Consider the following 15,074-nt stretch of genomic DNA (forward strand, 5'->3'; position numbering starts at 1 on the left):
GAAGAAAAGCCAGTGAATTGGTGCGGATGAAGGGACTCGAACCCCCACGCCTTTCGGCACTGGAACCTAAATCCAGGGCGTCTACCAGTTCCGCCACATCCGCATGGACCGGCAATCCCATGTAGCCATCATTCTGTCAATGTCGGAGCCAAAATGTTGGTTGTTCGCCGAAATGCGAAGAAGGTTGAAAAATAGCCTCGCCTGTGACAAAAGGCGTGTCGAATGTGACGGAACGCGACGATCCGCTTCTACAAAATGTGATAAGAAGTAGGAAAAACAAGAACTTATTCACATTTTGGAACGCAGTTTGGGAGAGTTTGAGCCGTATTTTCGGTCAAATCGCCAGGTTCCGTACCAAAAGCCATTCCCGGCAAGATTATACCGGCAGGCTGTGAACGGCAGAGGCCGTGGCAGTCTCATTGGTGAAAACAAAGGTTTTACGATGCAGGTCACCGAAACGCTCAACTCCGGTCTCAAGCGCGAGATCAAGATCACCGTGCCGGCCGGTGACATGGAAGCCAAGCTGATGGCGCGGCTTTCGGACGCCAGGAACAAGGTCCGCATCAACGGCTTCCGTCCCGGCAAGGTACCGGTGCAGCACCTGCGCAAGGTCTACGGCAAGTCGTTCATGGCCGAAGTGGTCAACGAAATCCTCAATGATTCGACCCGCACGATCATTACCGGGCGCGGTGAAAAGGCGGCCATGCAGCCCGAAGTCATCATGACCGAGGACGAGAAGGAAGCCGAGAAGATCCTGGCCGGGGGCGCCGACTTCGAATTCCGCCTCAACTACGAGATCATTCCGACGATCGAGATCAAGGATTTCTCCGACATCAAGGTGACGCGTCAGGTGTTCGACGTTCCGGACAGCGAGATCGACGAGCAGGTCCAGCGCGTTGCCGAATCGGCGCGCAGCTACGAGCCGAAGACCGGCAAGGCCGCCAACGGCGACCGCGTGACCATCGACTATCTCGGCAAGATCAACGGCGAGGCCTTCAATGGCGGCGCCGGCACCGATCAGCCGCTGGTGCTGGGTTCGAAGGAGTTCATCCCCGGTTTCGAGGATCAGTTGGTCGGCGCCAAGGCCGGTGACGAAAAGCAGGTCACCGTGACATTCCCGCAAAACTATCAGGCGGCGCATCTTGCCGGCAAGGAAGCGACCTTCGACGTCACCGTCAAGGAAGTGTCCCAGCCCGGCGCGCTGGAAATCAACGACGAGACCGCCAAGAACCTGGGCCTTGAGTTGCTGGAGCGCTTGCGTGATGTCGTTCGTGGCCAGATCGAAAACCAGTTCGGCGCCATGACGCGCCAGAAGGTCAAGCGCCAGCTGCTCGACCAGCTCGACGCGTCCTACTCGTTCGAGGCGCCGTCGAAGCTCGTCGACGCCGAGTTCAATAACATCTGGGCGCAGGTCAATCGCGACCTGGAAGCCGCCGGCCGCACTTTCGCCGACGAAGAGACGACGGAAGAAGAGGCACGCGCCGAATATCTGCGTCTTGCCGAGCGCCGCGTGCGTCTTGGCCTGGTGCTGGCTGAAATCGGCGAGAAAGCCGGCGTCACCGTATCGGACGAGGAACTGCAGCGCGGCCTGTTCGAGCAGGTGCGCCGCTATCCGGGCAATCAGCAGCAGGAAGTCTTCGAGTTCTACCGCAACAACCCGGAAGCGTTGAACACGCTGCGGGCGCCGATGTTCGAGGAGAAGGTGGTCGACCACCTGCTCGGCCAGATCTCGGTCACGGACGTCAAGGTCAGCAAGGAAGAGCTGATGGCCGACGACGAGGAGGCCGAGACCACAACCAAGGCGAAGCCGGCGAAGAAAGCCGCCGCAAAGAAGGCTGACGACAAGAAGGCCGACGACGCGGAAGAGCCCAAGAAAAAGGCGGCGCCGAAGAAGAAGGCTGCCAAGGACGCCGAATAAGCGTCTGAAAACGGAATTTCAAAAGGCCGCCCATGAGGCGGCCTTTTTCGTTGTGGCGTTGTGGCAACAGCCTCTCCGGCAAATGGCGGCTGGCGGCTGGCGGTACGAACTTTTGATGATTATCTGTTGTGTTGCAGAACGCAGGCCGTTGGAGGCATCGTTGAGACTGTTCGTCCAGATGGGTGGGGTGGTTGCCACGGCGCTGCTTGTCGCTTCGGTCTGTGGCGCCGCCCGAGCTGACAGCGTTCTGGACAACTGGCGCTTCGACACCGGCAGCGACGGCCTGGTCACCGCCTCGCTCTATGCCACCAACAAGCTTTTTACCGGCGGCGGCGCTCTGGGCTACAGCCCGGTGTTGACCATCGCCTGCCGACCCGGCGGCCAACCGCGCTGGAGCGAATGGCTGCAGCTCAACGATGCCGTGTCCGCCAGCCGGAAAATTACCATGTCGGTTTCGGTCGACCGGGGTGACAAGGTCAATGAAAGCTGGTCCGTCGGTGGCCGTGGCAGAATGCTTGTCAGGGATGGCGCGGACGGCGTCAAGCAGTTGGTGTCGGCGAGCCGGTTGGGGCTTTCCTGGCGGTTCGGCCTGCTGTCGGGCCGCGGCGAGGCGGACTTCGACCTTGCCGGGCTTGGCGAGGCGCTCGCGCAAATTGCCGGCACCTGCAACACGGATGTGCCCTGAGCCGCTGCATACCACCTAAACCTTTGTACGGGCGACCTCTTCTACCTGTCGGCCAGATTCTGTGGTATAGAGGTGCGGCAATTCCATAGGGGGAGAAGCAAAAAATCTGTTCTGCCGTACAAGGTGCATCGCCGGTGGTGCCGGCATGCGCAGATCGTCTCAGGCACATTTGACAATCAGGGAGGAAAAGTCATGCGCTTGGTCGCGTTTTTGGCCGTCGTGTCTGTTGCAACCTTCGTCGCCAACCCATCGCAGGCCCAGGATACTGCGGCCGGCGAGAAGGTCTTCACCAAATGCAAGGCCTGCCACGTCGCGGACGAGGACAAGAACAAGATCGGTCCATCGCTGCACGGCGTCATCGGCCGTATTGCCGGTACGCATCCGGATTTCAAATATTCTGATGCGATGATTGCGGCCGGTAAATCCGGCGTCAAATGGGACGAACCAACACTGGCGACCTATCTTCACGATCCCAAGGCCATGGTCAAAGGGACCAAGATGGCTTTTCCCGGCCTCAAGAACGATGCGGACGTGGCCAACGTCATTGCCTATCTGAAAACGTTCTCCAAGTGACCTGGCTCCTCCGCCATGCGTCTAGCCTCTTGTTTTACCGTGATCTTGTCCGAACCGTGGGCAGCGTAAGCAAAAACCGGGTTTCCGTTTTCGCTCGCATGCCTTCAGTTCGGGATCATTGCCCGCATTGCCTGCTTCCATCGGTCTGAGATGTCGACCAGGGAAAACCGCCTCAAGGATACCGGCATCCGCCTCTCGGAAGCGACGGCGGGTGATTTCTTCGCGCTTTTGAAGCCGAGGGTCATGGCGCTTGCGGTATTCACCGCTTTTGTCGGCCTGATCGTGGCGCCCGGCGCGATGAATCCGGTCATCGCCGTGATTGCAATCGGTGCGATTGCGATCGGAGCGGGAGCGGCGGGGGCACTCAACATGTGGTACGACGCGGACATCGACGCGTTGATGTCGCGCACATCAAAGCGGCCGATCCCGTCGGGCCGCGTCACGCCGGGCGAGGCTCTCGGCTTCGGCCTGGTGCTATCCGCGCTTTCGGTCATGACGCTCGGCGTGCTGGTGGGCTGGCTTGCCGCATCGTTGCTGGCCTTCACCATCTTCTTCTACGTCGTCATCTATACGATGTGGCTGAAGCGCTCGACGCCGCAGAACATCGTCATCGGCGGCGCGGCGGGTGCGCTGCCTCCGATGATTGGCTGGGCGGCCGCCACTGGCGCCATCGGCGTTGAAAGCCTCATCCTGTTTCTGATTATCTTTCTGTGGACGCCGCCGCATTTCTGGGCGCTGGCGCTGTTCAAGGTCGGGGACTACGCCGCTGCCGGCATCCCGATGATGCCGAACGTGGCCGGCCAGGCCTCGACCAGAAAACAGATGTTCGCCTATTCACTGCTCCTGGCGCCAATCGGCGTCCTGCCCTGGGCGTTCGGATTCGCAAGCGCGTTCTATGGAATTGTTTCGGCTGCATTGGGCGCGGGTTTCATCTGGCACGCCTGGAGGGTCCTGGTTGTCGCTCCAGACAAGGAGATGAAGCCTGCAAAGGCGCTGTTTGCCTTCTCGATTTTCTATCTTTTCGCGATCTTTGCCATACTGCTTGCCGACACCATCGCAATGCGGGGGTTCATGTCAGCCGGAGGTTGACGGCATGATCGCTGTTGTCGGAAGACTCAACGGCTCGAAGCGGCCAGCCTGGTTGCTGAATTGAAGACGTTGCAGACCAGAATCGGCTCGAACATCACGATGGTATTGCACAGAATCCCAGGATCAGCAGGGCGACTATGCCAAGGCCGAGTATAAGAAGCGTCCTTCCGTCCATGACCTTCCCCTCTAATCCCAAGAGAATATCGAAAAAAGACCACCAGAGCTAGCCAGACCGCTGGATCTCTTCTGACAAAGGGCGACAAGTCTCTGGCAAGAGAGTATGTTGATTGCGGTGCAGGTCGCGGTTTGCGTGGCCAGTCACGCAAAACGGATGCACCGTGAAACCGCGACCTTGCCGGACTTGGGTCTGGAGGAATGGTCATGGCAAGCTTTCACGTGATAGCAGGCGCCAGCGAGACGCTGGAACATACCAAAATTCGAAAAATCGGCGTTTCCGACCTTTTCGACGCGCTCAAGCGGGGCGTCGACGACTTCATGGTCAAACCATCGCACATCGTTTTTCTCTGCCTGATCTATCCGCTCGTCGGCGTCGTGCTCGCCGCCTGGACTTCGGGCGCCAATGCGTTGCCGTTGTTGTTTCCGCTGGTCTCCGGTTTTGCGCTGATTGGCCCGTTCGCGGCGATAGGCCTCTATGAAATCAGCCGCAGACGGGAAGACGGACTCGACACCTCCTGGAGGCACGCTTTCGAGGTCAGGAATTCTCCGGCGCTGCCGGCCATCGCGGCGGTCGGGATCATGCTGTTTGCAATCTTCATCACCTGGCTTTTGACGGCGCAGATGTTCTACCAATATCTTTTCGGCCCGGCTCCGCCGGCATCGATATCCGGCTTCATCAATGAAATATTCGCCACCGGACGCGGCTGGACGCTGATTATCCTGGGGCACGCCATCGGCTTTGTGTTCGCCGTTGTGGTGTTGTGCACAACGGTCATCGCCTTCCCATTGTTGCTCGACCGCGACGTCGGCGCCTACGAAGCCATCCACACCTCGGTGCGTGCGGTGCTGGCGAACCCGATCACCATGGCTGTCTGGGGACTAATCGTCGCCGTCGCCCTGATCATCGGCTCGCTGCCGGTGTTCGCCGGCCTGGCCGTCGTGTTGCCGATCCTCGGTCACGCCACCTGGCATGTCTACCGCAAGGTCGTGGAGTCGCCCGCCAGACCGGCAACTTGAGGAAGTTCGACCTCACCGCACCGGCAAGGGGGCCGGTGCAAGTTTGAACGAAGCCGTCAGTAGGCCGGGTGACTGAAGCGGGCTTGGTATGCGCCCATGGTCAGGTTGCGGAAATCCTTGCCGCTGACATGCACCAGCGTTCGATGGTCGCCGCCTTCGAAGTAGACGTCGGCGACATCGCCGAGGCTTTCATCGACAATCACCGGCACATCATAGGCTGCACCGATCGGTGGGATAGCGCCGGTGTCGCAATCACCGAAGAGAGAAATCACCTCGTCTTCGGAGGCAAGTCCAAGACGCTTGTTCATGACGTCTTGCAGCCTGCCAAGTTCGATCCTGTGAGTGCTCGGAACCACGGCCAGCGTATAGCCAAGCTCATGGTGAACAACCACGGATTTCGCCATGATGCTGCCGGGCACATGCGCGGCTATCGCCGACTGCCGGCTTGTTGAAGTGCGATGATGAGCGACGGTCTCGTAGGAAATTCCCTTGCCGTCGATGAAGTCCTTCAGTCTGGTTGCGATCGTCATCTTGGCCTCCCTTGCCGGAGTTCGCGACGCCGAGCGGCGTCAGGGCCCGGATCCGAAAAACGCCAGCCGGGTGAAAAGGGTGTAGTCGGCTTCGAAGACCATCATTGCCACGAACACCAGCACCAGTATCGGCGGCAGAATGATCGCATAGGCCAGCGCCAGCCGTTCCCAGGCCATGTGCATGAAGACGGCGACGATCAGCCCTGCCTTGAGGATCATGAAGATCAGGATCAAGGACCATCTGAGATAGCCGTGAAGGCCGAAATAATCGACCATGTAGGAGCATGCGCTGAGGATGAACAGCCATGCCCAGACCACCAGATAGAGCTTGATCGGATGTTCCTGATGCACGTCGGCATGCGCGGCGACCGCCGGCGCTTCATGGGCATGAGCAGCATGAAGTGCGTGTTGTCCGAGGCCGTTTGCGGTTGCTTCAGCCATGTCCCTGCCTCTCACCAAAGATAGAAGAATGCGAAGATAAACACCCAGACCAGATCGACGAAGTGCCAATACAGCCCCATGATCTCGACGTTCTCGTAGTGGCCCGTGCGGCTGGTGAAGAAGCCGCGCCGTCCGGTGTCGTAATCTCCGCGCCAAACCTTGCGCGCCACGATGATCAGGAAGATCACGCCGATTGTCACATGGGTACCGTGGAAACCGGTGATCATGAAGAAAGACGATCCGAATTGTGCGGCACCCCAGGGGTTGCCCCAGGGCCGCACCTCTTCAGTGATCAGCTTGGTCCATTCGAAGGCCTGCATGCCGACAAAGGTCGCGCCGAGTGCCGCGGTCAGAAGCATGAGGATCGCTGTTTTGCGGCGATCGCGGCGATAGCCGAAATTGACCGCCATGGCCATGGTTCCGCTGCTTGAGATCAGCACGAACGTCATGATGGCAATAAGGATCAGCGGGATATCCGAGCCGCCGATACGAAGTGCAAAGACTTCGCTCGGATTGGGCCACGGCACGCGTGTCGAAATGCGCGCGCTCATGTAGGAGAGCAGAAAGCAGCCGAAGATGAAGGTGTCGCTGAGCAGGAAGATCCACATCATGGCCTTGCCCCAGGACACGTTCTTGAACGCACGCTGATCCGAAGACCAGTCGGCGGCGATGCCTTGCCAGCCTGTGGGCCTTGGCTCCGTCTGGCCGATATGCGTCAGAGTCTCTGCCATCCGCTTGATCCTCTCAGGTCAGCAACTGTCGGCAAATGTCGATGAAGGTCGCCGCCCAGCCGGCGAGCAAGGCAAAGATGGCGAGCCAGACGAAGAGCAGGAAATGCCAGTACATGGCGCACAGTTCGACGCCGAGGCGAAGCCGTTCTGGCCGCGCTGCGTTCCAGGCGCCTGCGGTCGTTCTGCCGAGGCCCACCAGCCCGCCCAGTATGTGCAGGCCATGCATGCCGGTGATCAGGTAGAAAAAGCTGTTGGCCGGATTGGAGCTCAGCAGATAGCCATCTTCGGTCATTTGCCGCCATGCCATCAACTGTCCGATGAGGAAGGCAAGCGCCGTGACCCCGGCCGTCGCAAGGCCGAGCCTGACCATGTCGATCTGACCCCTGCGTGCCGCCACCACGGCGCATTGCAGCGCAATGCTGCTCAGGACCAGCACGCCTGTGTTCAGCCAGAGCAGGCGCGGCAGCGGCAGGGGTCGCCAGTCCGACAGGCCCATGCGCATGAAGTAGGCACTGGTAAACAGCGAAAACAGGCAGCCGACGACGGCGAGGAACACGCCGAGGCCGACCTTGGCGGTGGGCAGCGCCGACCGGTCGAGGCCGACAAAATCGCCGGCCAGACCTTGTTCGAGCCATGGTTTGGTCATCAGCCTCTGGTGCGAAAGCCACCATCCGGCGAAACCGGCAATGACGAGCAGGAAGGCGAGGATGACGCTCATGCCGGCTCCCTTGAGGGGCCGAAGGAGCCCGGCACGTTCTGGGGGATGAAATCCTCCTTGGCGCCCGGCACGCTGTAATCATAGGCCCAGCGATAGACGATCGGCAGGTCCTTGCCGAAATTGCCGTGGGCCGGCGGTGTTTGCGGGGTCTGCCATTCGAGCGTCGTGGCCCGCCACGGATTGCCGCCGGCCTCGCGGCCATGGCGGATGCTCCAGATCAGATTGAACAGGAACACCATTTGGGCAAAGCCGACGATGAAGGCCATGATGCTGATGAACGAGTTCAGGTGGTGGGCCGACTCCGTCATGATGGTCATGTCGGTCAGTTCAGCGTAGCGCCGCGGCACGCCCATCAGGCCGAGATAGTGCATGGGGAAGAAAATCAGGTAGGCACCGAGGAACGTGACCCAGAAATGGAACCGGCCCAACGTCTCGTCGAGCATCCGGCCGGTGACCTTCGGATACCAATGGTAGATCGCGCCAAAAACCACGACGATGGGGGCGACACCCATGACCATATGGAAATGGGCGACGACGAACATCGTGTCGGACAGCGGAACATCGACGACGACATTGCCGAGAAACAACCCAGTCAGCCCGCCGTTTACAAAGGTGACGATGAAGGCCAGGGCAAAGAGCATCGGTATGGTGAGATGGATGTCGCCGCGCCATAGGGTCAGCACCCAATTGTAGACCTTGATGGCGGTCGGAATGGCGATGATCAGCGTCGTGGTGGCGAAGAAGAAGCCAAAATACGGATGCATACCGCTGACATACATGTGGTGCGCCCACACCACGAAGCTCAGCGCACCAATGCCGACGATGGCCCAGACCATCATCCGGTAGCCGAAGATGTTCTTGCGTGCATGGGTGCTGATCAGGTCGGATACGATGCCGAACGCCGGCAGCGCCACGATGTAGACCTCGGGGTGGCCGAAGAACCAGAACAGGTGCTGGAACAGGATCGGGCTGCCGCCATTGTGCTGCAGTTGCTCGCCCATCTCGGAGATTGCCGGCATGAAGAAGCTGGTGCCGAGGGCGCGGTCGAGCAGCATCATCACGCAGGCGACGAACAGCGCCGGAAAGGCGAGCAGCGCCATGACGGTCGCGGTGAAGATGCCCCATACGGTCAGCGGCAAGCGCATCATCGTCATGCCGCGCGTGCGGCCCTGCAGCACCGTCACCACATAGTTCAGGCCGCCCATCGTGAAGCCGATGATGAACAGGATCAGCGAGGACAGCATCAGGATGATGCCCCAGTCCTGGCCGCCTGGTGTGCCGCTCATGATGGCTTGCGGCGGGTAGAGGGTCCAGCCGGCGCCCGTCGGTCCGCCGGGCGCAAAGAAGCTCGACACCAGAACCAGCACGGCGAGCAGGTAGATCCAGTAGCTCAGCATGTTGACATAGGGAAAGACCATGTCGCGCGCGCCGACCATTAATGGAATCAGATAGTTGCCGAAGCCGCCGAGGAAGAGGGCGGTGAGCAGATAGATCACCATGATCATGCCGTGCATGGTGATGAACTGGTAGTAGGCTTCCGGGGTGATGAAGTCGAACGTGCCGGGGAAGCCGAGCTGCAGCCGCATCAGCCAGGAGAGCACCAGGGCGACCAGGCCGATTGCCGTTGCTGTCGCCGAATACTGGATGGCGATGACCTTGGCGTCCTGCGAGAAGACGTATTTCGTCCACCAACTGTGCGGATGGTAGAGCTCCACTTCCGCGACTTCGGCCGGCGGGATGCCATCTGCAGGCGTGATGTCGACCATAGGAACACCTCCGTGTCCTTTTCAGCGAGACCCGACCGTTTCGAGCTTTGCTGCAATTTTCAAACCTGACGCCATCGTGTTGCCAGGCGCCTGGTCTGCCGAGCCCGTTTGCTGGGGTGCCGACAGCTGCGCGAAAGTCTGCTGCTGGCCAAGCCAGGCCAGGTAGTCCTGCTGTGTGTCGACCATAACCACACCGTGCATCAAAGGATGCCCTTGGCCGCAAAGTTCGGCGCACAGGACCTGAAAGGTCCCGGTCTTGGTCGGTGTGAACCAGAAATAGGTGACCGAGCCCGGGATCATGTCCATCTTGGCGCGGAATTCCGGCACATAGAAATCATGCAGCACATCGATCGAGCGAAGCAGCATCTTGACCGGTTTGCCGACCGGCAGATGCAGGTCAGCCGCTTCGACCACGACATCGTCCTGACCATTGGGATCGCTGGCGATCACGCCCAGCGGATTTTCAGCGGTGACGTCGCGGGTATCGGATGTGCCAAGCTTGCCGTCCTTGCCGGGCAGACGGAAACTCCACTGCCATTGCTGGCCGACGACTTCGACGTCGGTTGCGTCGCTCGGGACGTTGACAAACCGGCTCCAGACGAACAGGCCGGGAACCAGCAACGCCGTGACCCCGACCGCGGTGGCGATCGTAAGCCACGATTCGAGCCGCTTGTTCTCCGGTTCGTAGGCAGCCCGGCTCCCGTCCTGATGACGGAAGCGGAAGACGCAATAGGCCATGAATAGAACCACGGCGGCGAAGACGACGCCCGTGATCCAGAAGGTGATAATGATGGTGTTGTCGATATAGTCCCAGTTCGAGGCAATCGGAGTCCACCACCATGGGCTCAGGAGGTGAAACAACACCGAGCCCACGACGATTAAAACGAGTACAAGCGCTACGGCCATGTCCCGTTCCTCCCGGCATTCGAGGGCGCGTGAAGCTGTCCCAGGAAAAACCAAGCGCATCATGCTTGATTTGCGATCGAAATTCCAGAGCCGACTATGGGAGGGGAAAAAAAGCCACTTTTGGTTCAGGATCACGCCAGATCAGCCGCAGGCCTTCATGCTGGAATGGCCTTCCAACCGATGATGATGATGATGATGATGTGGTCGTGCACGGCGACGCCGAGGCATTGTCCATTCGCCCCGTCGTGTTGCCGCCGTTAGCGGCACCATTTCTCGACGGCGATTGCAATCGCCTTTGTGCAATCGACGAGATCACGCACCGAGACGCGCTCGTTCGGCTGATGCGCCTGCGCCGGATCGCCGGGACCGAAGTTGACGGTCGGGGTGTTGCCAAGGCCGGTCGGCAGGCCGATGTCGCTATGCGCGCCAAAGCCACTCAGGACCGGCGACAGGTTGGCTTGCTTGACGGCCTGCTGGAAGACGCCGACGAAAGGATTGTCCGACGGGATCTCGGCGCAATCCGCATCGAGGATCCACTCGACCCGGGCAGGATGCTGGCGCAGATAGGGATCTGCCTGGCAGACATTGGCGATATGCTCTTCGATTTCGCGCTTGACGTTGCCGCCCAGTTTGAACTCGTCATGCTCGCTTGGCAGATACTGCGCGTCGATGATGATCTCGCCGCGGCCCGCCATGGAGGAGGGATGTTCGCCAGCACTCATCTGGGTGACGATGATCTGGTTCGGCAGATCCATCAAAGGATGGTTCTTCTTCGGATCGAACATCCAGCGCCGGTTGAGAATGTCGATGCCGTCGAGAATTTGCCGGCAAAGCTGGACAGCATCGACCGGACCGCTCGAATACCAGGCATTCGGCGTCAGTTCCGCATGCCCGCCTATGCCGTCGATGATGATCCTTCCCCACAGAATGCCGTGGCAAAGCGGTGCGATCTTGTTTGCCGTCGGTTCGGTCATGATGCCGGCGTCGGCATGAAAGCCGCGATCGACCATGGCCAGCGACCCCATGCCACCGATTTCCTCATCGACGACGGTGGTGAAGACGACGTCGCCGGAGAGAGGAATGTCGAGTTCCCTGAGGATATCGACGGCCATCAGCATGCAGGCGACGCCACCTTTCATGTCGACCGTGCCGCGACCGTGCAGAAATCCATCCTTGAGGACTGGCTGAAACGGGTCGGTCATCCAATGGCTGGCGGCGCCCGGCGGGACGACGTCGATATGGCCGGTCAGCATGATGGAGCGTCCGCCGCCGGTGCCCTTCAGGACGCCGCCGAGATTGGGCCTGCCGTCGAACGTCCTGCCCTTGTTGGCGCCGGCGCGCCCCTTGTATTTTTCATAGAGCGCCGGGCCATCCGGATCCCACAGATCGGTCGAGAAGCCGAGCGCCTCCAGGCGCTTTTGCAGATACAGCTGGCAATCACGCTCGCCGGGGCCGGCGTCCCTGGGATTGGATTTCACGATCGAGGGGAAGGCAACGAGATCGCTCAACGTTTCGACGATGCGATCGGCGGTTGCCTCGACGCGCGCGGCAATGATCTCTTCCATGGACGGCATTATGATCTCCAACGTTGGGAAAGTCGGTCGGCGAGAAGGACGAAAACCAGAAGGGCGCCGACAATTCCCACCTGCCAGACCGTGTTGATGTTCAGTTGCAGAAGACCGGTCTTCAGCGTGACCAGCAGCAGGACGGCCGCGAACACGCCACCAACGCCACCACGTCCGCCGGTGATGGCGATGCCCCCAAGCATGGCGGCAGTCAGCGATTCGAGTTCGAGGTTCTGGCCGATATTGGGCCTGCCGCTGCCGAGCCAGGCGATCGAGACGAGACCGGCGGCGCCGGCCAGTGCGCCGCTCAGGGAGTAGAGAATGAAACGAACGCGGTCGACCGGAATGCCGACCAGTCTGGCGGAACGTTCGTTGAAGCCCATCGCGTAGATCCAGCGCCCCCAGGCCGTCGAGAGCAGCACCAGGCCGGCAAGTGCGAAGCACGGAATGGCAAGGGTGAGAAAAGGCACCGGAATGCCCATCACGACGCCGCGCCCCCACAGGAGCAGCCAGGCGGGTACGCCCGCCTGCGCCGCGCCGCCTGTGATGGCAAGCGCTGTACCGGAATAGGCGAAGAATGTGCCCAGTGTCGCGATGAAGGGCAGGAGGGCGAGCCCGTTGACCAGCCATCCGTTCAAGGCGCCGAGCATCGCGCCGGCCAAAATGCAGACGACGGGCAGCAGAACGGGTGGCAAGCCCAGCTTGAGGGAAAGCATTGCAACGATGGCGGAGAGCGAGACCGCGCCGCCGACCGACAGGTCGATGCCCGAGCCACCGGCCAGGATGACCAACCCTTGTCCAAGTCCAACCAGGGCCAGGATGGTCGAGAATTGCAGGATGGTGGTGACGGTGCCGAGATTATAGACCGAAGGCTTGAGCACCAGCAGGCCCAAAACCACGATCAACCACAGCCCGCACAGCAAGGCCAGGGTGAGGGCCGGGCCCTGCAACTTCCCGAGCGTCTTCATGCGCGGGCCCGCAGCAGCTGGACCAGAGGGAAGCGGTTGGAAACGGCCTCAAAGCCAAGCACGCCGATGATGAGAATGCCGGTGACGACGGGCTGCCAGAGGGATGGGACACCAATCAGAAGCAATCCGTTTTGGAGAATTCGCAGGAGAAGCACGCCAAGCACGGTGCCGATCAGGCTGCATCTACCGCCCAAGATGCTTGTGCCGCCGAGAATGACCGCGGCAATGGCATCGAGCGCCAGCGTGCTGCCGATCGTCATTTCGACATTGCGGTAGGTGGCGACATAGAAAGTGGCGGCAATGCCGGTCAGAACGCCGCTGATGACAAAGGTCATGAAGCGGGTCTTGATCACCGGGATGCCTGACAGCCGCGCCTTTTCCTCCGAATTGCCGATCGCCAGCAAGTGCAACCCATAAGGGGTTCGCCGCAACGCCAGCCAAACGGCCAGATAGGCAATCGCAATCACCAGGGCGGGGACGGGGACGCCAAGCACGGTGGTTGCCAACAGATCGGTGAGGCTCGAGGGCAGGCCGGAAAGCCATTGCCCGCCGAGGAGAACAAAGACAGCGGTGCGGTAGACGCCGAGCAGGCCGAGCGTCCCGACAATCGCCGGAACTCGGCCGATGACGACGACGGTGGCGGTCACACACCCCAGCAGTGCACCGACCAGGGGGCCTGCAACAAGCGCCAGCAGCGGATTGCCGCCGACACCAAGCACGCGACCGATGGCGATGGCCGCAAGACCCATGACGATGCCGATCGACACATCGATGCCGCCCATGGCGAGCAGCAAGGTCATGCCTAGGCCGATCAGCAGCAGTTCGACGCTGTTGCGCAGGACCGTGGCCGCATTGCCAGAGGTCGCGTAGTGGGGCGATGCGACAGAAAAGAGGATGATCGCCAGCAGACAGGCGACAAGCAAAGACCATTCCCGCCCGTTCATGGAGAAAATACCGTTTCCAAACTGTCGCACCGCGTTCATGCCGGAGCTCAGAAGTTGAACTTGTCGACATTGTCCTTGGTGAAGACGGCCGGCGGCCCGAGCAGCAGAATGCCCTTTGTGGCGTCGTAGGTGACCGGTTTGTCGAGGCCGGCAATCTTGTTTTCCGCCTCGAAGGTCTTGCCGTCGATCAGCTGCTTGCCGGCCCAGACGGTGAGATAGCCAAGCTGCTCGGGATCCCACAGCACGGTGAAGCCAAAGGCGCCGCTCTTGAGGTAGGAGCGTGCTGTGTTCGGGCTGCAATAGCCCGCGCCGATGACGGAGCCGATCTTGCCGGCGGTTTCGATTGCCTGAGCAACGCCCGGGCATGTCGAGGATGCGACGGCGATAATGGCCTTGATATCGGGGTTGGCGGCCATGAGATCGCCAGAGATCTGCGCGGCACGCTCGGCGGTGCCACCGGCGAACTGCGGCGCGAGCAGCTTCAGTTTCGGATACTTGGCGGCGGCTTCTTTCTGCATGAAGCCGATCCAGGCATTGAGATTGGATGCCGTCGCTTCGCCGGAAACGATGCCGATCGTTGCGTCCTCGCCAACACGCTTGACGAGCTCGTCGACGATGGTCGTGCCGAGGCCTTCGTCGGTCGCCTGGGCCACATAGACCGCGCGGCCGCTGTCGGGCGCATCGCTGTCGCTGGTGAACAGCTTGATGCCCTTTGCCTTGGCGCTCTCGACAACAGGGGCGATGCTGGAGGCATCGAGGACGCTGACCGAGATCGCCTCGACGCCCTGATCGATCAGGTTCTGGACGATCTGCAACTGGTCGACCGGATTGGTGTCGACCGGACCGGAATAGATGAAGTCGACGCCCAGATCCTTGGCGGCGCGATTGCCGCCGGCTTCCATGGCGTTGAAATAGGGGATGCCGATCAACTGCGGGACGAACGCGACCTTGTGCTTGTCCGCGGCATGCGCTGCCGTCGCAACGACGAGTGACAGTGCGGAGGCTGCGAGCACTTTCTTGAACTGTGAAAGCATTGTGGTTTGATC

General features: G+C 60.6%; 15 protein-coding genes and 1 tRNA gene. 5 read left to right on the top strand and 11 right to left on the bottom strand.

Going from position 1 to position 15,074, the window contains the following annotated elements:
- Positions 1–18: 18 nt before the first annotated feature.
- Positions 19–103 (bottom strand) — tRNA-Leu (locus AC1RZR_RS19630).
- A 339-nt stretch (positions 104–442) separates the two neighbouring features.
- Between AC1RZR_RS19630 and tig the strand changes: the two genes are divergently transcribed.
- The 5 genes from tig to AC1RZR_RS19655 all read left to right on the top strand — a co-directional run bounded on the left by tig (position 443) and on the right by AC1RZR_RS19655 (position 5,459).
- A complete protein-coding gene (gene tig, locus AC1RZR_RS19635) occupies positions 443–1,918 on the top strand; it encodes a trigger factor (RefSeq protein WP_481825672.1) in 1,476 nt (491 codons plus the stop codon).
- Positions 1,919–2,078: 160 nt separating this feature from the next.
- Positions 2,079–2,603 carry a hypothetical protein gene (locus tag AC1RZR_RS19640; protein WP_477279162.1) on the top strand — a complete coding sequence of 175 codons (525 nt, stop codon included), beginning with the start codon at positions 2,079–2,081 and terminating at the stop codon, positions 2,601–2,603.
- 192 nt (positions 2,604–2,795) lie between these two features.
- Positions 2,796–3,176, top strand: a complete 381-nt coding sequence (locus AC1RZR_RS19645) for a c-type cytochrome (protein ID WP_477279164.1) — start codon at positions 2,796–2,798, stop codon at positions 3,174–3,176.
- Between the two features lie 150 nt (positions 3,177–3,326).
- Positions 3,327–4,265 carry a heme o synthase gene (locus AC1RZR_RS19650; RefSeq protein WP_477279166.1) on the top strand — a complete coding sequence of 313 codons (939 nt, stop codon included), beginning with the start codon at positions 3,327–3,329 and terminating at the stop codon, positions 4,263–4,265.
- Between the two features lie 381 nt (positions 4,266–4,646).
- Positions 4,647–5,459: a DUF2189 domain-containing protein gene (locus AC1RZR_RS19655; protein ID WP_477279168.1), complete on the top strand. Its 813-nt coding sequence runs from the start codon at positions 4,647–4,649 to the stop codon at positions 5,457–5,459.
- A 56-nt stretch (positions 5,460–5,515) separates the two neighbouring features.
- On the opposite strand, the gene AC1RZR_RS19660 is transcribed toward AC1RZR_RS19655, so the two are convergent.
- From AC1RZR_RS19660 to AC1RZR_RS19705, 10 genes are all read right to left on the bottom strand, one after another.
- On the bottom strand, positions 5,516–5,989 hold the full coding sequence (locus tag AC1RZR_RS19660; protein WP_379104596.1) for an aminoacyl-tRNA deacylase: 474 nt from the start codon (positions 5,987–5,989) through the stop codon (positions 5,516–5,518).
- A gap of 39 nt (positions 5,990–6,028) precedes the next feature.
- Positions 6,029–6,430 carry a cytochrome C oxidase subunit IV family protein gene (locus tag AC1RZR_RS19665; protein ID WP_477279170.1) on the bottom strand — a complete coding sequence of 134 codons (402 nt, stop codon included), beginning with the start codon at positions 6,428–6,430 and terminating at the stop codon, positions 6,029–6,031.
- An 11-nt stretch (positions 6,431–6,441) separates the two neighbouring features.
- On the bottom strand, positions 6,442–7,161 hold the full coding sequence (locus AC1RZR_RS19670; RefSeq protein WP_477279172.1) for a heme-copper oxidase subunit III family protein: 720 nt from the start codon (positions 7,159–7,161) through the stop codon (positions 6,442–6,444).
- A gap of 13 nt (positions 7,162–7,174) precedes the next feature.
- Positions 7,175–7,879 (bottom strand): cytochrome c oxidase subunit 3, encoded by a 705-nt coding sequence (locus AC1RZR_RS19675; protein WP_481825673.1) that lies wholly within the window; start codon positions 7,877–7,879, stop codon positions 7,175–7,177.
- A complete protein-coding gene (gene ctaD, locus AC1RZR_RS19680; RefSeq protein ID WP_379104604.1) occupies positions 7,876–9,645 on the bottom strand; it encodes a cytochrome c oxidase subunit I in 1,770 nt (589 codons plus the stop codon). Before ctaD ends, AC1RZR_RS19675 begins: the two co-directional genes overlap by 4 nt.
- A 21-nt stretch (positions 9,646–9,666) precedes the next feature.
- A complete protein-coding gene (locus AC1RZR_RS19685; RefSeq protein WP_477279297.1) occupies positions 9,667–10,551 on the bottom strand; it encodes a cytochrome c oxidase subunit II in 885 nt (294 codons plus the stop codon).
- Positions 10,552–10,808: 257 nt separating this feature from the next.
- A complete protein-coding gene (locus tag AC1RZR_RS19690) occupies positions 10,809–12,125 on the bottom strand; it encodes a M20 family metallopeptidase (protein WP_481825674.1) in 1,317 nt (438 codons plus the stop codon).
- A complete protein-coding gene (locus AC1RZR_RS19695; protein WP_481825675.1) occupies positions 12,125–13,084 on the bottom strand; it encodes an ABC transporter permease in 960 nt (319 codons plus the stop codon). Before AC1RZR_RS19695 ends, AC1RZR_RS19690 begins: the two co-directional genes overlap by 1 nt.
- Positions 13,081–14,028, bottom strand: a complete 948-nt coding sequence (locus AC1RZR_RS19700) for an ABC transporter permease (RefSeq protein ID WP_481825676.1) — start codon at positions 14,026–14,028, stop codon at positions 13,081–13,083. Before AC1RZR_RS19700 ends, AC1RZR_RS19695 begins: the two co-directional genes overlap by 4 nt.
- A 47-nt stretch (positions 14,029–14,075) precedes the next feature.
- Entirely contained in the window at positions 14,076–15,062 is a 987-nt protein-coding gene (locus tag AC1RZR_RS19705) for an autoinducer 2 ABC transporter substrate-binding protein (protein WP_481825677.1), read from the bottom strand.
- Positions 15,063–15,074 lie beyond the last annotated feature (12 nt).

The sequence above is a fragment of the Mesorhizobium bavaricum genome (assembly GCF_056781655.1).